20 protein-coding genes are annotated in these 20,746 nt (G+C 44.6%); 4 read left to right on the forward strand and 16 right to left on the reverse strand.

Annotated features, from left to right (window positions below; all coding sequences use genetic code 11):
* The coding region (locus GO009_RS17510) for a hypothetical protein (protein ID WP_203532401.1) at positions 1 to 276 on the forward strand (276 nt) is incomplete at its 5' end.
* Positions 277 to 315: 39 nt separating this feature from the next.
* On the opposite strand, the gene GO009_RS06760 is transcribed toward GO009_RS17510, so the two are convergent.
* Entirely contained in the window at positions 316 to 795 is a 480-nt protein-coding gene (locus GO009_RS06760) for a hypothetical protein (RefSeq protein WP_163625458.1), read from the reverse strand.
* A 518-nt stretch (positions 796 to 1,313) separates the two neighbouring features.
* Between GO009_RS06760 and GO009_RS06765 the strand changes: the two genes are divergently transcribed.
* Entirely contained in the window at positions 1,314 to 3,110 is a 1,797-nt protein-coding gene (locus GO009_RS06765) for a ParB/RepB/Spo0J family partition protein (RefSeq protein ID WP_163625459.1), read from the forward strand.
* A gap of 192 nt (positions 3,111 to 3,302) precedes the next feature.
* Here GO009_RS06765 and GO009_RS06770 read toward each other — a convergent pair whose 3' ends face one another.
* The 14 genes from GO009_RS06770 to GO009_RS06835 form a co-directional block, all read right to left on the reverse strand.
* Entirely contained in the window at positions 3,303 to 3,776 is a 474-nt protein-coding gene (locus tag GO009_RS06770) for a DUF6265 family protein (RefSeq protein ID WP_203532403.1), read from the reverse strand.
* A complete protein-coding gene (locus tag GO009_RS06775; RefSeq protein ID WP_163625460.1) occupies positions 3,773 to 4,984 on the reverse strand; it encodes a DUF6596 domain-containing protein in 1,212 nt (403 codons plus the stop codon). Before GO009_RS06775 ends, GO009_RS06770 begins: the two co-directional genes overlap by 4 nt.
* Positions 4,974 to 5,330, reverse strand: coding sequence for a YciI family protein (locus tag GO009_RS06780; protein WP_163625461.1), 357 nt, complete (start codon positions 5,328 to 5,330; stop codon positions 4,974 to 4,976). The genes GO009_RS06775 and GO009_RS06780 overlap by 11 nt, the downstream gene beginning before the upstream one ends.
* Positions 5,331 to 5,657: 327 nt before the next feature.
* Positions 5,658 to 6,101, reverse strand: coding sequence for a hypothetical protein (locus tag GO009_RS06785; protein WP_163625462.1), 444 nt, complete (start codon positions 6,099 to 6,101; stop codon positions 5,658 to 5,660).
* A gap of 82 nt (positions 6,102 to 6,183) precedes the next feature.
* Positions 6,184 to 6,819: a hypothetical protein gene (locus GO009_RS06790; protein ID WP_163625463.1), complete on the reverse strand. Its 636-nt coding sequence runs from the start codon at positions 6,817 to 6,819 to the stop codon at positions 6,184 to 6,186.
* A gap of 193 nt (positions 6,820 to 7,012) precedes the next feature.
* Complete coding sequence (locus tag GO009_RS06795; protein WP_163625464.1) at positions 7,013 to 7,504, reverse strand: hypothetical protein; 492 nt, start codon at positions 7,502 to 7,504, stop codon at positions 7,013 to 7,015.
* Positions 7,505 to 8,088: 584 nt separating this feature from the next.
* Complete coding sequence (locus GO009_RS06800) at positions 8,089 to 8,370, reverse strand: hypothetical protein (RefSeq protein ID WP_163625465.1); 282 nt, start codon at positions 8,368 to 8,370, stop codon at positions 8,089 to 8,091.
* Positions 8,371 to 8,436: 66 nt separating this feature from the next.
* Positions 8,437 to 9,792, reverse strand: a complete 1,356-nt coding sequence (gene chrA, locus GO009_RS06805) for a chromate efflux transporter (protein WP_163625466.1) — start codon at positions 9,790 to 9,792, stop codon at positions 8,437 to 8,439.
* A 53-nt stretch (positions 9,793 to 9,845) separates the two neighbouring features.
* Complete coding sequence (locus GO009_RS06810) at positions 9,846 to 10,571, reverse strand: superoxide dismutase (protein ID WP_163625467.1); 726 nt, start codon at positions 10,569 to 10,571, stop codon at positions 9,846 to 9,848.
* Positions 10,568 to 11,653 carry an efflux RND transporter periplasmic adaptor subunit gene (locus GO009_RS06815; protein WP_163625468.1) on the reverse strand — a complete coding sequence of 362 codons (1,086 nt, stop codon included), beginning with the start codon at positions 11,651 to 11,653 and terminating at the stop codon, positions 10,568 to 10,570. Before GO009_RS06815 ends, GO009_RS06810 begins: the two co-directional genes overlap by 4 nt.
* Positions 11,654 to 11,665: 12 nt before the next feature.
* On the reverse strand, positions 11,666 to 14,809 hold the full coding sequence (locus GO009_RS06820) for an efflux RND transporter permease subunit (RefSeq protein ID WP_163625469.1): 3,144 nt from the start codon (positions 14,807 to 14,809) through the stop codon (positions 11,666 to 11,668).
* The gene (locus GO009_RS06825) at positions 14,806 to 16,182 is read right to left on the reverse strand and encodes a TolC family protein (protein WP_163625470.1); all 1,377 of its coding nucleotides are present in this window, start codon (positions 16,180 to 16,182) and stop codon (positions 14,806 to 14,808) included. Before GO009_RS06825 ends, GO009_RS06820 begins: the two co-directional genes overlap by 4 nt.
* A gap of 116 nt (positions 16,183 to 16,298) precedes the next feature.
* Complete coding sequence (locus tag GO009_RS06830; RefSeq protein WP_163625471.1) at positions 16,299 to 17,564, reverse strand: HAMP domain-containing sensor histidine kinase; 1,266 nt, start codon at positions 17,562 to 17,564, stop codon at positions 16,299 to 16,301.
* A 157-nt stretch (positions 17,565 to 17,721) separates the two neighbouring features.
* Complete coding sequence (locus tag GO009_RS06835; protein WP_239057406.1) at positions 17,722 to 18,408, reverse strand: response regulator transcription factor; 687 nt, start codon at positions 18,406 to 18,408, stop codon at positions 17,722 to 17,724.
* A 381-nt stretch (positions 18,409 to 18,789) separates the two neighbouring features.
* Here GO009_RS06835 and GO009_RS06840 point away from each other — a divergent pair, with 381 nt between their 5' ends.
* Entirely contained in the window at positions 18,790 to 19,056 is a 267-nt protein-coding gene (locus GO009_RS06840) for a hypothetical protein (protein WP_163625472.1), read from the forward strand.
* A gap of 8 nt (positions 19,057 to 19,064) precedes the next feature.
* Complete coding sequence (locus GO009_RS06845) at positions 19,065 to 19,358, forward strand: hypothetical protein (RefSeq protein WP_163625473.1); 294 nt, start codon at positions 19,065 to 19,067, stop codon at positions 19,356 to 19,358.
* 94 nt (positions 19,359 to 19,452) lie between these two features.
* Here GO009_RS06845 and GO009_RS06850 read toward each other — a convergent pair whose 3' ends face one another.
* Entirely contained in the window at positions 19,453 to 20,745 is a 1,293-nt protein-coding gene (locus GO009_RS06850; protein ID WP_163625474.1) for a hypothetical protein, read from the reverse strand.
* Position 20,746: the final 1 nt, after the last annotated feature.

Consider the following 20,746-nt stretch of genomic DNA (forward strand, 5'->3'; position numbering starts at 1 on the left):
TTAACAAAAAAAGCACTTAGACTTTTTACAGATAGATCTAATCTAAAGGTGGGTCACTTTGGCCCGGCGGGGGTGGGTCACTTTCGTCCGGCCAGCTATGGTCACTTTAACCCGGCGAGGGTGGTATACTATGTCCGGCGTTTCCAGACTACCAAATATGAAGATTTGGCTATAGTTTGTTCCAATTGCCATCGTATGTTACATCGAAAAACCTTTGAAGGAAATTATCCCACAGTGGATGAACTCCGAAGTATTATTTATAAAAAAATGAATTAAACTGTCTAACACCCCTCTAATTATATTACCAAAAGGTACTTAACTGTCAATCACCATATAAGAGTTCGAGAACATACCAAAACTTGGGTTTTGAGGTATCGCAACATTTTGTCGATAAACGAACATCACCTTTTTTGAAGGAATATCATATCGCATTTGAATCAAAGCACTTGTCTGGCAATTGGGAACATTGATTTTGAAATCGAAAAATTGTACTTTCAAGGTATCATCACTCTGGTTATATTCTACAAAGAATGGAGCCGTTCCAGAATTTCCAAAATTATTATTTCTCCAATCTACATCACCAGCGATTGTCCAACTTCTGTCAAAAAAGATTACATCACCCCTAAAGTTTGATAAGTTATAAATAGAGGGTCTGCCTCTAAAAGTACCTATTTTCCAATTCGCGTTAATCTGTCCCAAAAACGTGTTAAGCGTAAATTGCTTGGTAATTTCCTCAATAGATTCTACGAGCTCCTTAGTAGGTTTTTCAGTAGAATTAAACTCCTTTTCATCCATAATTTAAACTTGTTGGTTAATAAAACAATATTTAAAAAGTTAGAATTAAAAAGACTGTGTTTAAAGCAAATCCATTTCGTATCGCCCTCCGAATAGTTAGAACAAATATTAGGATTTTATCCTAATAAAATACTAGGCCAATCCCTACGTAAACTTTTCATTTTTTACGAAGTATTCCCCTGAAGCCCGTTTTCCTTTAACAAGAATAAGGCTATTAAAAACAAACACCCAATTTACTAAATATTCCCAAAAAGATCCAAAATGGAAACCGGAGTTTTATTCCATAAAATAAAAGGGGATACAATGCCTGCTTTAGCAGAATTCCAGAAGTAAAAACAGTACTATAAATATATGCTCATACAATATTCCCGAAAGTTAAGCTCGCAAACTTTTCTCGGACAAGGGACGGCATAAAGCCGTTCCTCCCTCACTTTTTATTCCGTTTCCTTCCCTCTCCAAAAATTTGTCTTCCGCTTGGTGCAATCCTCAAATATTGTTTAACCATAAATTCATGTATCATGGAAACTAAGACAAAACAAAAGGCAACCCGGAAAACCGCAGCTAGGAAAAAGGCCAGCCCGGTCAACACCAAAACAAATGTGAGGAAGGACACTCCCCTTCAGGTCCAGGACCTGGATCTGGCATCAATCGCCATCGATCCCGACCAGCCTAGGAAAACCCTCAACGGTGAGAGTCTGAAACAGCTTGCCCAGAGCATTAAGGAGTATGGCGTACTTCAGCCCATCACCGTCCGGAAGACAGGAAAGAACTTCATCATCGTGATGGGGGAACGCCGGTTCCGGGCCAGTAAGCTGGCGGGACTAAAGACCATCCCTGCCATTGTCAGGGAATATGCCGACAACGATGTCCTGGAGGTACAGATCATCGAGAACCTACAACGCAAGGATGTCGAACCCACGGAGGAAGCGGAGGCCATTGCCTTCCTTACGGATCGGTACGACCCCACGGAAATCGCCAAAAGATTGGGTCGCTCGGAAAACTTCGTTAGGCAACGACTCAAACTGGCAGGCCTGATCGAAGGGTTCAAGGCATTCGTCAAGAATGGTGAAATGTCCCTGGGCCTCGGGGTGGCCGTGGCGCTTTTTGAACCCGGGGAACAACAGATGATGCTGGAAAGCCTCGAAGGGAAGTTCAATGCCAACCAGGTCAAGCGGATGGTGGACAACCAGACCTTTGACCTGTCCAAGGCACCCTTCGACCTCTCTGACGATAAACTGCTCCCCAAGGCCGGGGCCTGTACCCTTTGTCCTTTTAACGCCGCCAACCAGGGCAACCTCTTCGGGGAAGGCCACATGGTCTGTACCCGAACGGCCTGTTTCGAGAACAAGAAGACCAAGACCTTGATGAACCTCATCGAAAGGGCAAAAAAGGAAGGGTTCCGGTTGGTTCCCAAGATCAGGTATTATTGGAAGGACGAGGAACGCAACCAGTTGTTCATCGCCCATTTGGAAGAACAGGGGTTTACCGTCCACCTTCCCGATGAACTGGAAATTATCGAAAAACCCATGGAACCGACCCTGGAGAGCATCAAGGAAAAATACCACTACCGTGATCTCAACGAAGAAGAACTACAACAGGAGTTTGACCAGGCAATGCAGGAACACATGCTGGCACAGGAACGTTTCGATACCGCCTCAGACCATGGATTTGAAAATGGGTTCTTTGTCCACACCGATTCCTACCACACAGAGGAAATCTTCGTAAAGGTCAGGGAAACTGCCGATGAGGAAGATGACCATGCCCTACCCCTGGAAAAACGTAAGATGGACGAATGCACCCCGGAGGAACAGATTGTAAAAATCAATGGTCGGGAGGAACGCAAAAAGGAAATCGAGAACAACAAACTCTTCGAGGAAGTGGTACAGATGGTACGCGAAACCGAATACATCGATATGGACAAACCCCTGTCCACGGACGAAATGGCCGCCTTTGCCATCTCCCTGTACCAGAACAATATCGGGCACCACGACCAAAGCCAGCATTTCCAAAACTTCTTCGGGGATACGGGCAATATGTCCAGGGAAGAGATCGTGGCCCATTTCAGGAAGGACTTTAAAGAGGCAACCCTCAACAGGCTCATCCGCTTTCTGCTCACCAGACAGGTACATTTCGGGGAAAGCAACCATACCAATGACTGGACCAATATCAGCTTTTATTCGGCCATGAAGGAGTACCATAAGGCGGACATCGAAGCCATTGAGACAAGGTTCGACAAGGACAGGAAGAAGCGTGAGAAAAGAATGAAGGAACGGATCAAGGAACTCCAGCAACAGGTCAAGGCCTTAAAAGGATAGCCATTCAAAGTGGAACTAGCGAAAGGGTTCGGGAAACCGGACTCTTTTTTTATTCCCATTCTTAATGAAGGTGCAATAAACACCCAGACATTAAAATGAGTGTAATTCCCGGGAAATAGTACTCTTGTCTTGAATACAAGGGTAAAAAATGCCCCCTGTCTGAAATACGTAGGCAATATGATTTCATATCCTTTATTCTATTTTTTCAAATTCAAACGGTATATTTAAGCCAGTTCCCGATACTGTTGCTTTTAATTTTTTGTTTTCTTTCCAATATTTTATCCGGTTGGGGAAGTCGATGGAATCATTCATGCAAATGAATGAATTTTGGTTGGATCCAGTCATTTTAAATGTTACGGTTTCTGTTTCTTCGGGGACTTTTACTTTCAAATGCCAGGCATCGTAATGTTTAACCAGTTCCATCCTTTCCTGCTTTATGGTATCCCCATCTTGCAGGATAAACCCAATGCCCAAATAACTGAACTCGGTTGTTTTTACCCAATTTTCAAAAGTCGCTTTTCCCTGTGCTTCGTTTGTTCGTTGCCAACGTCCCAAAAGCCAATCAAAGTGTTCGGGTTTTTCGTTGGACGTGGTCTTGGTACTGCACGAAATGGTTATAAGGAAAAAAATAAGTGCCGTTCCCGTTACTATTTTGATAGCTTTCATACTGTGATAAATCCATTTTGCAATAAATACTCTTTTCTAATGGCTTGCCCCATATTATCCATTACAGAAGCCAAGATTGTTTCCGATGCCTTCGGGCTTGTCGCTTTCAAAAGTTCTGCTTTGACCAGTGAAAAATATAGGTGTCCATTGGGCAATTCTTTTTCGATGTCCGCCAAAATAATCAAAGCTTCTTCCGGGCGGTTGGCCTGTTGCAACCCGTAGCAAAGGTTTAATTTTACGATAGGGGAATTATGGTACTCCGTCAACAATTCGTAGAGTTTTATTATTTCGTTCCAATGTTCCGTGTTATACGAATTTGCGGTCATATATTTACTTGCTATCAAAGCCTCGATGTAAAACCGGTTCAATTTTTCAGGCTTGTGCAAATAACTGAACCCTAATCCCATCAGCTTCTTATCCCATTGGGCCTGATCTTGTTTGAAAAATGGAACAAGTGTCCCCTTGGCAGCCTTTGCAGGTATTCTCGCCAAGTGAAAACAGAATAGGGCGAGTAGGTTTTTCGTTGAACCCTTTTGATGATTTTTGAACAGTTCCTTTGCAAGTGCCAAGGCCTCCAAACATAAGTCTTCGTTTACAATGGACTGGATTTTGTCATTGAAAGAGTCAAAGCCAATGTTGAACACCGCATACAGGATTTCCTCAACGGTCGCGATTTGCAGTTTGTCCGCTTTTTTGGTGATGCTATGTATAGGCATGTCCTTAAATTCATGCTGTAGGTTTGTTTTTGCCCTGTTGATACTTTTATATACGGCTTCTTGGCCCAACAGTGTACTCTCACTTATTTCACGGACATGGAGCCCGAAAATATTTTTGAGGATGAACATTACTTTCGCCCGGTTGGAAACTTTATTTGAGGAGGACAGGAACAAAATGGTTTCAAGTCGTAGGTCATGTTTTGCCGTTCCGTATTCGTCGGTTTCGGCCAGAATGGGTTCCGGCCTTTCCTTGTTTTTTCTTTTGATCTGGTTCAAAACATCGTTTCGGGCAACAATGAAAAGCCAATTTTCTTTGTTATCGGGTATGTTGTCAGCACGCCAGGTTTTCAAAGACTTCAAGAAGGTGTTTTGAAGGGCATCCTCGATTTCGTTGACATGGTTCGTCCCAAACTGGTTGATAAGCGCAGAAAACAGCTTTCCATATAAGGCCCTATAGTTGGACTCAATGGCCGAATACTCTTTATTGCCCATATTCGTCCATTTCCATAATGGGACGGATCTCGGTGGTCCCTCCCCAAATGTGGCAAGGACATGCTTTGGCGATCTGTACGATGGTATCGAGATCGTCCGCTTGTAAAAGGTAATATCCCCCGATCAATTCTTTGGATTCCATATAGGGTCCGTCTTTTATCACGCAATCCTTTCCCGTGATGAGTACTCCTTTCTCGTGCAGGCCGTCGCCTGATATTAAATGTCCGGATTCCGCCAATTTGGTGGCCCAGGCGATATGGGCGTCCGCCAATTCGCCCATTTCCTTTGGGGACAGTTCGCTCATTTTTTCAATGTCCTCGTGTAGTAGTAATAAAAATTTTTTCATTGTATTTTTTTTGGTTCACCCTAAAGACATTTCAGGTCACGGGTCTTGGACATTTTTTTCAAAAAAAATTCCTTGACGGACTTTTAAGGTTGCCCATATCGGTTTGTTTATGGTACCGAAGGGGACGTAATTTAAATATTGCTGGCAAACCTTATTCTGTTTCCCAATTTACTCTGTCAGCTTAACGCTTTAATACTGCAATATATAAAGGGTTCGGGAAACCGGACTCTTTTTTATTTATTCACATGGGGGCTCTTTTCTTAATACGCAATGGGGAAGTATGGGACTTTAATTCAATCGTCCAGGGAAACCTTAATCCATCTTATATCATTTAACAGAAGCTTCCGGACAGAGCCTTTTGGCCCTTTCAAATTCCTTCCATGTTTTTTCCCCAGCGTTATTTATGGCCAAAAACTCTTCTTTGGTCAACATAAAGGGAGATTCTTCATCCTCCTTGCAAATACTCCAGAGAATATTGTGGAGGCGGGTGCTTACCCCTCCCGGTACCTGTTGGCACCATTGATTGAGTTTCGAGTGGTTCCAGATGACAGCCCGTTCGAAAGCAGGGCCTGAAAGAACTGTTTCGATCTGTTCACTGAAGAATGGCTTCTTACAGTCCGGATCTTTACCCCGGAAATATAGCATGGTCATGAACTTTGTCGGCGACTCCACCGAGGTGACCTTGATATCGATAATCTCATAAAATTCCCCGTCCACCTTAAAGAACTGGCCGATTGTTATCTCCGGATATGTCTTGTTTTGCTTTCCCATTTATCCAATCCGTTTGCAAAAAGGAATCCGAAAAACCGGCCTCTTTTTTACTCGCCCGGGTCGTCGTGCAGGTGGTGCTGATTCAATTTCCAAAAATAGTCCATGACAGATTATCCTGCCCTTCTGCCTTAGTGCTCTCTATTTTTTCTATAATTGATTTTCTATGTGCAGCACCGCACATAAAAATTCCAGAACTGAAATGGTTGTTTTTGCTATATGAATATATATTCTCAATCATTGGTTCTTCATAGGCTTGAATATCTGCCATAACTGTTTTATCCATCTCGTCATTATTCAAAATTCGACTTTCCAACACTCGCATCTCTTCTTGAAGATATATGCATTCTAAACTATTGAGAAATTCAAATCCATGCTCGGCAGCTAAATAATTAAAATTATCAATCAATTTTTGTAGTTCTCTATTTTGACAAACTAATTTGATTTTTTCTTGAAAGGCATCTGATAGTCCATTGTCACATACAGGCACATATTGAAAAGAAGTATTGTGGTTGTATCTCTGAATCGCGGATATTTCCAATTTTTTATGGTAAACTCCCCATGTGGAATACAAATATTTCTCATATTCCGAATAGGTTTCGTCAACCGCCTCCAAAAAAATTACTTCAGGACTTAATTTATCGATTATCTTATATAACTCAATAGCATTGCATTTTCCAATTTCCTTGTGGATAGTGCTAATGAAAGTAATATGATGCATAATTATCTAAAACATATTTGTTGACCAATAATTATAGGTATGGCCCACCTGGAATTCAAACTATTGTTGCGCACGTAAAAACAATAAGTTCCGAAAAAGGCTTAAAACTCACAATTTCCTGTTTTCCCTATTCAAAGACTTGTACACCTGTCCGCCAAAGGAGGAACGGTTACCAAATATAAGGTGTGTATTTTTATTCATTCAAGTCTAAATGTTTGGTGACAAATGATACCCAAAGATTGATGCTTTTTCGTGCTAATTCTTTCAATTCATATTTCTTAAATTCTGCTATTACAATTATGCGATACTCATCGCTTTTAGTCATTTTATGAAATGGTTGGTATTCTCTCATGATTGTGAAATCAGTATCTACACTAGCTTGAGTGATATCGAAGTGTTTGGTACCATTACAAATATCACGGCAGATTTTTAATTCAATATTTCTATTAATGAAATCATATACAGTCTTACTGTCAATTTTAGCATCATTAATTAACCAATCTTTAAGATGAAATATATTCTGAAAGCAAGTAAACAAAATGTCGTGTTGATAGTCGATGTCAGGTGCATCAAATTTCCAAGGCTGAGTTTTCTCAAACCTATAGTACCATCGAGTCATACGGTCAAACTGTCCAATCCAACCTCCATCTCGATGTATGCTTGGTAACATTTGTCCAGCTCCCATATAGTTTTTCTTTAATACCCCATAATGGTCTATTACAACCGTCAGTTTCGGTTTTTTCGATAAGGCAAGGTAGCAATTCCGAGTGGATTCAAACGTAGTTGAATCCGCCGTAATTGCTGTAACATTTTCGATTTCTCAAATTAGGTACAACTTTGGAATATTAATCATATGATCTATATTCACAATAGCCTTAAATAATCGGTCATGGCATAAAGCCAATATTTATAATGAATCCAATTCCTTATCCAAACCGTGAGAAGAGGGGACTTTTGCCTTGGTACAAGGCAAGGCCGGTTTTACATTTAATAAGAATATGGCTGTTGAAAAAACAGTTCCCAAGTTAATAAAAAACTCTTAAAAAAATCTAAATAATTTTACGGTTCCATTACCTATGGAAATAATTTAGAAGAAACCAATTCCTCAGCCCATTCCCCTGCTTTCCGTTACACTCCCTGCCTGCCTGCGGCAGGCACTCCGGGAAATGCGCATCGTCAAAATAGTCTTGGACACAACCCCTTCCTTTTTACTCCCTTCCAATAGCTATCGGAACCGCTTCCCATTCCGGAAAAACCTGGAATGGGACACTACACTTCCCGGTCGGCATCGGGCCACAGAAAGGAAGGGGTTAAGTCCGCTTTGCCCCTACTTCCAATGGAACAATAGTAATAATGAAGTATCCCAACATTATTTCCACAAGATAAACCCGCAAAATGTTTCTCGGACAGGCCCCTTCCTCCAGCTTTCCATCCAGATGTATGGTATCTTGTGTATAATACGCATGGATGGTGGATGGTGGCTGGTTGGCTGGTCTGGACGGTGGCATGGGATACCGTGATCAGCATGCTTATACTGAGCAGCCTTTTCATTTTGTGCTTTTACCGTTAAATGTAAGGAGGGATTCTGTAGAAATTTTGGAACGGACGGAGCCTTGGCTAACCCTTAAATACAAAGTGATAAAATATCCCCAGAACAATACAGGTCAAAATGGTTTTTAGCATATCCCACTTTAAGATAAAATACACAAAAGAAGCTATAAGGGCTATGAGCAGGGAGGCTGCGTCAAGGGTACCCCATTCCGGGATCAACCACCTTACCCCGAGGGACCGGCTTTCATGGACCTGGCCAAAAAGCGTATGAATGGTAAACCACACGCCGAGATTTAATACCACACCGACCACCGCAGCTGTAATCCCGGATAATGCCGTGGTCAGGTTTTTATTTCCCCTTAGATATTCTATGTAGGGTGCCCCGCTGAAGATGAACAGGAAGCAGGGGATAAAAGTGGTCCAGGTCACCAGCAGGGAAGCCAAGATCCCGGCAGTGAGCGGATCCATGGTACCGGAGAATCGGTATGCCCCCATAAACCCGACAAATTGTACGACCTGGATCAACGGACCGGGGGTGGTTTCTGCCATGCCCAACCCGTCCAGCATTTCGCCGCTTTGCAGCCAGCCGTAATCCTCCACGGCTTTCTGGGCTATATAGGCCAGCACCGCATAGGCACCACCAAAGGTGACCACGGCCGTTTTGCTGAAAAACAGGCCTTCCGAAAAGAAAATGTTTTCCATTCCGATCCACAGGGCGATCAGTATTAGCGGCAGTGCCCATAAACTTAAAAAGAGGGACACGGTTTTCAGGGTTTTTACCAGGGACGGTTTTACCGGCCGGATGTAGCTGTCTATAACATAGGCATTTTCTTCTTCTCCGCTTTTTTCTCCATGACCCCTGATCACATGAAATTTTTCTTCCCAAAGTCTTCCGCCGATAAAACCCGTTAAACCGGCTGCTATAACAATATAGGGAAAATCGACCTGGAAGAAAAAAATGGCGATAAAGGCCAGTGCCGCCATGATCACCATGACCTCATTCTTTAATGCCCTTTTCCCTATTTTGATGACCGCTCCAATAACGATGGCCAGAACAGCGGGTTTGATACCAAAAAAGATGGCCTCTACAATGCCCATATCCCGGTATGCCGCATAGAGGATACTAAGTATCAATATGGAGATAAAACCGGGCAGGATAAACAATATCCCCGCAACCAATCCTCCTTTGGTCCTGTGCAATAGCCAACCGATATAGGTGGCCAGTTGCTGAGCTTCCGGCCCCGGTAACAGCATACAATAATTAAGGGCATGCAGAAAGCGGTTCTCACTGATCCACTTTTTTTCCTCGACCAGAATTTTATGGATCACGGCAATCTGTCCGGCAGGTCCGCCAAAGCTATATATAGCTACCCGAATCCATACCCGGAGGGCTTCTTTAAAGGGGACTTTTTCTTCAATCATATATGTCGGGATAAGATAGGCAGGCCATATGGTTTTAATATCTTAACAAAAAGTTATCCATGGAGTTTTTTTGCGGTCACAAACCGTTCTGCCACATTGTCCCAATTAATGATCTCCAGTAAGGTATCTACAAAATCTGCCCTTTTGTTTTTGTACTTCAGGTAATAGGCGTGTTCCCAAACGTCAATCACCAAAAGAGGTATTACTCCCCATTGCGTGAGTTTCTGGTGGTTTTCACATTGCAATAAGGTCAACGATCGGGAATAGGGCTGATACCCCAATATGCCCCAACCGCTGCCTTCCACGGATTTGGAAACTTTGGCGATATAGGCCTGAAGGCGGTCGAACGATCCGAAATCCTTTTCAATCTGCCGGAGCAGCTCTGTTTTGGGCTCCGTTTTTTTATTGGTCAGGTTGGTCCAGAAAATACTGTGCAGGACATGGCTGGAGAAATGAAAGGCCAGTTTCCTGGTCCACAGGTCCGACATGTCCATATCCCCCGTTTGGAGATGCTTTTTGATGTTTTCCAAATCCTTATTGGCCCCTTTTACCGCTCCGCCGTGGTGAAACTCATAGTGAAGATGGAGGGTTTCCTCATCCATATGGGGTTCCAGGAAATTTTTGTTGTACGGAAGGGGCTGCAAAATGAAATTCCCTTGGTCATCTACCAGTTTGTCGATGCCATTTCCGGTAACGTTCTGTGAAAAAACGCTATTGCCGGGCAGGATGGCTGCGCCGCCAAGAATAGCCGAGTTTCTCAGAAATTCTTTTCGATTCATTTCATTACTGTTTTTATGGTTAAACCTTCTTTGAGTTCTTCGTTGGGATTGATAAGTAAAAGGTCGCCGGGTTTGACCTCTCCGAAAACTTCGGTATGTGACGCATCCTTGATCCCGGTAGTCACATCGACCCATTGTATTTTGCCTTCGAGCACCTTTGCAACGGCTTTTCGTTTTAAAGTAGTCAGGACCGCGCTATTGGGAATAAAGATACCGTTTTCTTTTCTATTCAGTTGAACATGGGTTTGCGCAAAAAGCCCGGCCTGTAGTTTTCCGTTTTCATTGTCCACCAGGAACTCCCATAATTCCGTCCTTGTCTCAGGCGTGATGCTATGCGCTCTTTTGTAGAATGTACCGTGAAAGGTTTTCCCGGGATGGGACTCTACGGTGAATGTAATACTATCCCGGGCCGCATTCCCTGTCGAGGCTTCCGGTAAAGGAATTTTCAGCCGGAGCCTGGCATTGTTTTCTATTACAAATACAGCCTTGTCCGTGTTATCCCCCACAAAATCCCCTGCATCCACATTGCGGACGGAGATCATTCCGGAAAACGGAGCAGTAATGGTGAGATAACCCAACAGATTCCTTTTTGCCGAAACCCTGGCATTTTGGGCCAGCATACGGGTGCTGTCGGCATCCATTTTATTTTTGGCCCGTACCAGATCTGAGGCTGCCACGGTACCCGGCGTTTCTGCAGCATTCCTTATTCTTTCATAGTGGTCTTTGCTTGTGATGTAGTTCGCTTTAGCAGCAGCAGCTTCGCTCACCGCTTCCGCATATTCCGATTGCATTTCCGGAGCTTCTATACGCATCAATACCTGTCCCTTATCCACCTTATCCCCGATATCAACCCGCACTTCTTTGACATAGCCTTTCACTTTGGCAAAAATATTTGCGCTTTCAAAAGGGTGTAGTTCACCGGGCAGTTTCAGCGTTTGCTGAATCGGCCTATTTTGCACCTTGATGACCTCCATAGTCTGGGAGGCTTCTTCTGCAGTATTTGATGCAGTCCCTTTACTTTTATTGTGGCATGATACAGCGGTAAAAGCCAGAATAGCGATATAAAAAAAGCTATGTTTCATTTTTCGGTTATTTTAATTACGCTTAACATGATTTTCATCATCCGGATCAAGCGATATGTTTTTATAGGGTTTTTTGCCCACCAATAGCCAATAGATGGAGGGTAATACCAGGATGGTAGCGAATACGGAAAACAACAGTCCGCCAATGACAGCAATTCCCAGGGGGGCGGTTTGCTCTCCGCCTTCTCCCATACCCAGGGCCATGGGTGTCATCCCTGCTATCATGGCCAGACTTGTCATGATGATCGGGCGGATACGATCCTTGATCCCGAGGATATGGACCTGTATTTCAGGGGTGTTTTCTTTCCTGTACTGTTCTGCAATGGTCACAAACAGAATGGCATTGGCAACGGCCACACCAATGGCCATAATACTTCCCATGAAGGATTGAATATTCAGGGTGTTCCCACTTAACCAAAGCAACAGGAATGAACCGGCAACTACGGCGGGAACCGTTGAAAGCACGGCCAAAGACAGCCTGAAAGACTGAAAACTGGCAGCGAGCAACAGGAAGATCACTACTACGGCTAAAAGCAGTCCTGTGCTTAATTCGTCAAATGTTTTTGAGAGTGTTTCCGCCAGCCCGCGGTATTTTATGCTCATCCCGGCGGGGGGATCTCCCAATGTAGCTACTTGCTGTTTTACCTGCTTAATGGCTGTGCCCAGGTCCATGGCATGAATATTCCCTGTAACTGTGATAAAACGCTGTTGGTTAAGACGATCGTATTCCCCGATCATGGTGGAAGATTCCCATTGGCTCACATCTCCGACATATACCGTGTTGCCGTTGTCGGATTTTAACGGTATGCGGGTTATGTCTTCAGGTTCATTCATTAGGAATTGGGGGAACTCTACCTGTACCTGATAAGCATTTCCAGAACTTGCATCCAACCAATAATTCGGTTGTGTGAAACGGCTGGATGATGTGGAGGCCGTCACCGAACGGCTGATGTCTTCAATGGTCAGGCCCAATTGTCCTCCTCGTACGCGATCGTACTCTATGTCAATGGATGGGTAATTCAACGGGATGCCAAACTGCACATCCCTAACGAAGGATAGCTCATCCACTTTATCCTTGGCCTGTTGGGCAAACCGTTTTGATTCTTCCAGATTTTTGCCCTGTACGGCGATTTCAATGGAGGTATTGGCCCCCTGGCTCATTACCTGGTCCACCAGATCGGCCGGTTCAAACGAAAGGTTCATTTTGGGAATGCGTTCGCCAACTTTCTTCCGGAGGGTTTCTTTGAGCCTGTCCAGGTCTGTCTTGGTATCTTTTAATTTGATCTTGACCACCCCTTCATGCGGCCCGCTCGTCCAGAGAAAAATGGTGTTGACCGGGTAGCTTGGGGGCTGTATACCCACAAAGGCAGATGTGATCTCAATATTTTCCTTCCCAGTGACCTCTTCGACGATACTTAAAAATTCCTTGGTTTTTTCTTCCGTAGTTTCGACCCGTGTTCCATCCGGCATCCGTACACGTACCTGCAACTGCCCTGAATTGATCTTAGGGAATATTTCGGTCCCGATTATAGAGAACAACAGCAACAGTATACCGGCCAGGCCGACTATATAAGCGGGAACAACAATCTTGCGCCAATGAAAGATACGTTTGGTATACCCCAGCAATCTGTCCTTGAACCGATCGAACCTTCCGTGGGCATCCCGATGGTTTAAGGGCTCGTCTTTCAACCACCAGTTGGCCAGTACGGGGACCAGGGTCTGCGACAAAATAAAGGAAGCGATCATGGAAAAGCCCACCGCAAGGGTAAGGGGCAAAAACATGGCCCGTGGGGTACCGGACATAAAGAAGGATGGGACAAAAACAGCCAGAATGCTGATAAGGATAAGCAGTTTTGGAAGCGCAATTTCCTTACAGGCATCCAGTATGGCCCGGGATTTGGGTTTTCCCATTTCCAGATGCCGATGTATGTTTTCTATCGTTACCGTGGATTCATCCACCAAAATACCTATGGCAAGGGCCAAACCGCCCAAAGTCATAATATTCAGTGTTTGGCCGGAGAGGTACAGGCATACAACTGCCGATAAAATGGCCAGTGGGATGGTAAGGACTACGATCAGGGCGCTTCTCTTGTCCGAGAGAAAAAGCAATACCATGATCCCTGTCAGCAAAGCTCCCAAAAAGCCTTCAAATGAGAGGTTTTTAAGGGAATTGATGACATAGCCCGATTGATCGAACTCATAGCTTACTTTAATATCGTCCGGAACAGCCGCCTGCATTTCGGGGAGTGCGGCTTTGATGCGCTTCACCACATCCCACGTGGATGCGCTGGAACGTTTGGTTACCGGGATATATACCGAACGCTTGCCGTTTACCAAAGCATAGCCGGTAGTGACGTCTGCACCATTTTGCACCTCGGCCACATCGCGCACATATACAGCAGCTCCTGAACCCGAAGTCAGTGGGATGTCCCCTAATTCCTTAATATCGGTTACCACGGTATTCTGATTGGCAATAAGCAGTTGGTCCTCCGTACGGATATTTCCCGAAGGTGCAATGGTATTTCCCTTGGCCAGGGCTGTAACCAGTTCGTCCGGGCTGATACGGTAACTGCGGAGCTTTTCCGGGTCGGCTTTGATCAGTATTGTACGTTGATTTCCACCAAACGGAGGGGGCGCCGATACACCGGGTATAGAGGCAAACTTGGGACGTACTTTAAAAAGCGCCAGATCCTGGATCTCGGCATTGGACCGGGTCTCACTGCTGAAGACCAGCTGCCCCACAGGGGCGCCCCCGCCATCAAAACGGGTGATGAAGGGAGGTACCGTGCCCGGCGGCATAAAGGCACGGGACCGGTTTACCTGGGCTACCGTTTCTGCCAGTGCCTGTGACATATCCGCTCCTTCGTGAAACGTAAGCTTCATCAGCGAAACACCCTGGATGGTCTTACTTTCCACCTCCTTGATACCGTTGATATAAAGGAAATGATATTCGTAATATGAGGTCATAAACCCTTCGATCTGGTCGGGTGCCAGTCCGCCATAGGTCTGTGCCACATAAATGGTGGGAGTTCCCAGCCTTGGGAAAATGTCCACCGCCATATTCCGAATGGCCAGAACCGAAAAGAAAACGACAGCCAAAAGGGCTACAACAACGGTAATGGGTTTGCGTAAAGCACTTATAATGAGTCGTATCATTTGTTCAATTCATTTAAAAATATTTCCAGATCACCATACACTGCTGCTTTGTAAAGCAAGGCCTTCCATACTTCCAAAAAGGCCTTTCGATAATTGATCTCTGTGGCGACTAATTCGTGCTGCGCTTCGGCCAGTTCCGTAAAATTGACCAGTCCCGATGCGTATTGTGTTTTTAATGCGGTGTATGAAAACTCTGCATTTTCATATTGGGCAGGCAATTCCCTCGCCACGAGGATGGCCGTTTGCAATGTGGAGTCTGCGGTATTCTGTTGTTGCTTTAATTCTAAACGGGTTTCCTTGAATTCTTCCTCCAGGGCATCTGCCCGGTATTTTAATGCTTTACTTATCGAATGGTAGCGAAACTGCTGTGCAATAGGGACGGACAGTTGAAGACCGATGCCGTAATTAAACCGGTTGATGTCAAAACCCCAGGCAGCGTCTTCAACAAACAGGGAGCCATTTGCATCGGTCTGTACCCCAGACCCCCTGCCATATGCCGTGCCCCATAAACTTAAAGAGGGCATCCCCCTTTTTTGCGAGGTTTTATATTGATACTGTGCCGTCTGCCATTCAGATTGTGCCAGTCGTGCCTTTGGATGGTCGGATACCGGGGTATCCGTATCAAAACCGGGAAGATCGTTGAAGAAAGTTTCATCCGACAGGTCTTCCGGTAATTCGGATGCGATATATAATTGCAGCTGATTCTTCAATTCAAACAAGCGTTTTTTTTGATTTAGCGTCTGGATCTTTGCATTGGAGAAGGCCGATTGAAAACGTACGGTATCCACCCCGGCAATTAAACCGCTTTGGGCCAGCCGGACAGATTGCCCGTAGTTTATTTTGGACCGTTCAAGGTTACTCTGCAGGCTCTTTAATACCTCATTCGCCAGAAGAAAGTCCAAATACGTATCAGTGAGTTTGACCTGATGTCTAAAGGTGGTAAGATCAAGCTCGCCTGTCTTTTCCTGTACCTGGTTTTTCGCGGCTTTTATAGCATTGGCTCTACGCCCGAAAGTAAAGGCTTCCCATTTAAGTAATAAACTGGCCGCGCTGCCAAATACCATTTCACTACTGTTATCTATCGAAGGGGGTCCGCTTACGGGCAATACATATTCGGGATAGAACATTCCGGTCAGATTGTTGTATGTGGAATAATTGGCCTGGTATGATGCGGTAATATCCGGAATGAGTGTTTGTTTCGCGGCACTTGCATTACTTATGGCCGATTGTGTCCGGAGCTTAGCTGCCCGGATGGAAGGATAATTATCCCGGGCTATTTCCAACAGCTTTTTTAAAGGAATACTTTCCTGGGCAAAACTTCCGGTCCCGAATAACAGGAAGGCCCAAAACAATCCCTTGAAATTGGTCAACATTCTATTTTGTTTTTTGTAGAAACAAATGTATAAACCAATTCTGTAGAAATCCTGGAGGAAAAGATCACCGGATAATTGAATTTGAAAATCTCAGGTTTTTGGCCCCTGAAATGACATTATTCAAAAAGCACCGTAAATACATAAAATTCCTCCCGCTGGTGATAGCTGACATTCCAACCGCTTACCTCTGCTATTTTGTGGACAATGGCCAATCCCAGTCCCCAGGTGTCCGGGTTACCGGATTGTTTATAAAAACGGTGAAACAGTTTTTCTTTGTCCAGGGTTTCTTTATAGCCGGTGTTAGCAATGGAAAGCCTGTTTTTCATTATGGAAATGATCACCTTCCCTTCCCGGATGTTGTGTAGGAAGGCATTTTTAAGCAGGTTTTGGACCAATATTTCGGTAAGCATTATATTTCCCTGAACGATCAGTTCATCCTCTTTTTTTATGATGATCTCTATGTGCTGTGCAACTTTCTGTTCTTCGTAATAAGCCAGGGACCTGTCGATGATCCCGTTTACAGGAATTTTTTCAGAAAGGAGAAATTGCCGGTTTTCAATTTTGGACAACAGTAAGAGGGTCTTGTTTAACTTTTTTAACCGTTGTGTCGATCCGATGATACCTTCTATGATGGCCGCCTGCTCCGATGTAAGTTCTTCCTGGCTGATCAGGGCTTCCAAACGCGACTGGATAACGGACAGCGGTGTCTGCATTTCATGGGAAGCATTTTCGATAAATTGTTTTTGACTGTCAAACACTTCCTTGTTCTTTTGCATCAGTTCCGTGATCGCATCCCGGAGCGTCTGGAATTCATCGATCCGGGAATGGGATAATACCGGTATTTGTTTGTCCAGGCGATAATGCCGCAACTTCTCCAGCATTTCATAGAAAGGGTTCCATATTTTTCTGGATATAAAACGCTGCGACAGGTAGTAACACAAGGTCATTCCCAGGAACAATCCTCCGAGGGTAATGGCAATGGTACCAACGATCTCGGTTACTTCCAAGTGGGGCTTTACAATCTCCAGCCGGTAATAGTTGCCGTGCAATTCCGCATGGGTAGTGAGTTTCCGGTATTCGTCGAGTTCATCGTCCACCGGTTCGTAGACCAGGGTATCGGCGTAGATCTCCCTTCCTTTTTGAAAGGCTTCCTCGTCTATAAGATAAAAAGTAAAATCGTCCAATGGATTATCTTCCGTAAACGGCGCCCGGGGGTTTTCCTTGAGATAGGCCAGGAGGTTCATTTTCCGGTTATACAACACCTCGTCCACATTTTGAAGGACATTCCAGCTCAATACCAGGTAGAACAAGATGGAAAACCCTCCAAAGAGCAGCAGGAAAAAGAATAATTGAATACGGGAAGTATAGGTAAGAAGTTTCATCTGTTCTTTTTTATTTGTTTTAAATAGGTCAGATGGAAATCGAAGATTCACGAACTCCATCATATAATTAACTTTGTCGTGAGTAATGCCCTAAGAACATTCCTGCCTTTGCCGGCAGGCAGGTTCGGTTGGTTTGAAAATTTTGTTAATGGGCATTTCATATCGGTTTAATTTGGTAGCCTACCCCGTAGATGTTATGGATCTCCACCTGTGCCCCTGCCTTTTTCAGTTTCTGTTTAATGTTCCGGATCTGCGAGAACAAAAAATCAAAACTCTGGGCTTCGTCCACATAATCGCCCCAGATATATTCGGCTAAGGCAACTTTGGTGATGACCCGCTTGTGGTTGTTAATGAGATGGGTGAGAATAGCATATTCCTTTTTGGTCAGGGTTATTGGGTGTTGAAGATCATTTACACCTACCAGATATTGGTCAGGATCAATGAGCAGGTTGCTAAATTGCACCCATTTGTTGGTCTTAAACTGTTTTCTGCGGATAATAGCTTTGATCCGGGCATGGAGTTCGGAAAAGTAAAAGGGCTTCGTGAGGTAATCGTCCGCCCCCAGGTCCAGGCCCTTTAGCTTGTCATCCAGGGAATGGCGGGCAGAAAGGATGATGACCCCATCGGTCTTGTCCTTTTGGTGAAGCACTTCCAATAGGTCAAATCCACTGCCGTCCGGAAGGTTGATATCTAAAATAATACAATCGTAGTCATAGAGGGATATACGCTCCAGGGCGGACGCATAATCTGCTTCCGCATCATAGATAAATCCTTCCTGGGAGGCGTATTCCTTTAGACTGTGGAGCAATTCCGGTTCGTCCTCTACTATTAATAGTTTCATCATAAGAACAAAAGAAGCAATTAATTTTGTAGAAATATTGGAAAGACTCAAGACATTTGGTATTGCACTTCTTTTTCCTCACATTCCGGAAACGCCTGAAATGGGGACACTTCACTACCCGATCCCAATCGGGCCACGAAAAGGAAGGGGTTAAGTCCGCTTTGCCCCTGCTTCCAATGGAACAATAGTAGTTAAGAAGAATCAACCATTATTTCCACAAGATAAACCCGGAAAATGTTTACCGGACAAGGGACGGCATAAAGCCACTCCCCTCCCACCACCTGCCTATCGGCAGGCCAATTTATTCCGTTTCCTTGCCACGCCAAAATTTTCGCTTCCGTTTGGTTGGTCCTGAAAATAATGTTGAACCTAAAAGTTATCATCATGGAACATCCGGAAATGCAACAACTCGATTTCGGCTTTGATTTAGAGCCCTTGGCACAACCCAGACCCAAACAAAGCCCCCCTCAACAGGCCCAGTCCGATTTTGTCTTCGATTTCATGGATTGCCTGACCAGTCCCATCATCGTCTATCCGAGCTCCTGGCGGGATGCCGTGCCCAAACACCTGCTCAACGACATCACCCTGGCCCGCCTGTTGACCCAGATGCAGGGACAACCGATAGCCTCCCTGACCGAGGTCGTGGCCTAGCCTACATGATGCCCCGTACCCTCGAAGCGCCCGTGCCAACCGAATGGGTCAACATCTATACCTGGTGTGGACTGCAATACGCCAAGACCTTTAAGCATGCAGGGCAATTAGAGGCCATGGTCGAAATAGCCCCCGAAAAGCTTTCTTCCTATGAGGAGACCTTATTGAAACGGCTCCGTATATGGATTTATGACAAACGGCGTAAGGCCTTGAAAGAGCGCTTGAAGGCAGATACTACAAAATCCGGAAGGAAGATCTCGGCTACACAGCAAAACCTTTTCGACCCGCCAGATGGGGAATGAAACCTTAACCAATATGTAGAAAAGGTAAACGTCAGAACCCGTATCCGGATAAGGGACGTTTCCATTGGTCGTCCTTCCTCTGCACAATTTCTTCCTATGGCAGCGGAGGCCATTCGAGATAGCTTCTATTGCTGTTTTTCAGCACCAAAGACCTGACTTCCCCTGTACCGGTAAAGCGGTAGATCAAACCATGTACCTTATTGATCCTACCGTCCATCGGCAGTTCCAGTGCTTTGTTGTCATTGATTCCAATGGTCAGCATATCCTTTTTTATGACCAAACTTAACTGTACCCAATTGCTAAAATCAACCCCGAATTTTGAAAAATCATATTTCTTCCCACTAATATTTCGGTCCGGATGCAATAGCTCCAACTCTGAAATACAGCCCAATTTTGAAAAGGGAACTTTGATGACCTCCCCCTCCATCAACAATGTGATGGATGAATGTTGACACTGGTTTCGGTCGGTGTCCGTGGTATTTCGAAATGCTGTTTCAATTATGAGGTCATTGGCGCGTAGATCCTTAAAGTCATCCACATATCGATAGGTCGTTTGCAATGCCGGGTTGTTTTTATCTATGCCATTCTCTTTGAACAGTACGGAATCGATGGCTACCTTCCCTGAACCGGTTACTGATGGATCATTAAAATACGCACTGCCTTCGGAACTTTCCAATTTGGCTTTCCAGCCCTCTGAGGGTATCAATATACCATGTTCCTTGACCACCTGGCCATCCACGACCAATTTGGCATTAAAATAACCGGGATCATAATAGATTGAAGTAGCCACGGTATCCATTCTTGAAACCGTCTGTCTTTTACTTTTGTCCCAGCTCTGTTGGATCTCGATTTTGGCATCCGAGGGTGCGTTTTGTGCACGATACTCGAACACGACAGAATTCGGAAGTCCCTTGGTCACTTTTCTACTCGTAAAGTAAAAATCATCGGGATTTAACCTTCCTTCCGAAGAGGTATAGGACAGAACTACCAAGGCAACCAGCATAAAAACAGCCCCCGAAGCGAAAATAATGGAAGGCCTTGATTTGAAGGGAAACCAGTTTAACCGGGAACGTTTCCCCAAAACTTCTTCCATTTCTGTACTGTCCTCTTCTTCCCTGATGGAATTCTTATATTCCCTAAAATCACCAAATCCCTGAAACTGGGCAAGCGTGTTCAACGTCGTTTCACTGGGTCTGGAATCATATTTTATTCGGCCCCAAACCCTTTTCAGGGTATTGCTACTGATGACCACATTGGTGCGTTCATATATGAGGTCCCTCAATTTATCAAAATCAGAGGATGACCATTGGGATGAACTGCCCCATTGAAGTCCATCTTCTATGGATCTCAACAGGGAATGCACGTATCGATCGCTATCCTTTTCCAAT

The organism is Allomuricauda sp. TY007 (assembly GCF_010468565.1).
GTDB lineage: Bacteria > Bacteroidota > Bacteroidia > Flavobacteriales > Flavobacteriaceae > Flagellimonas.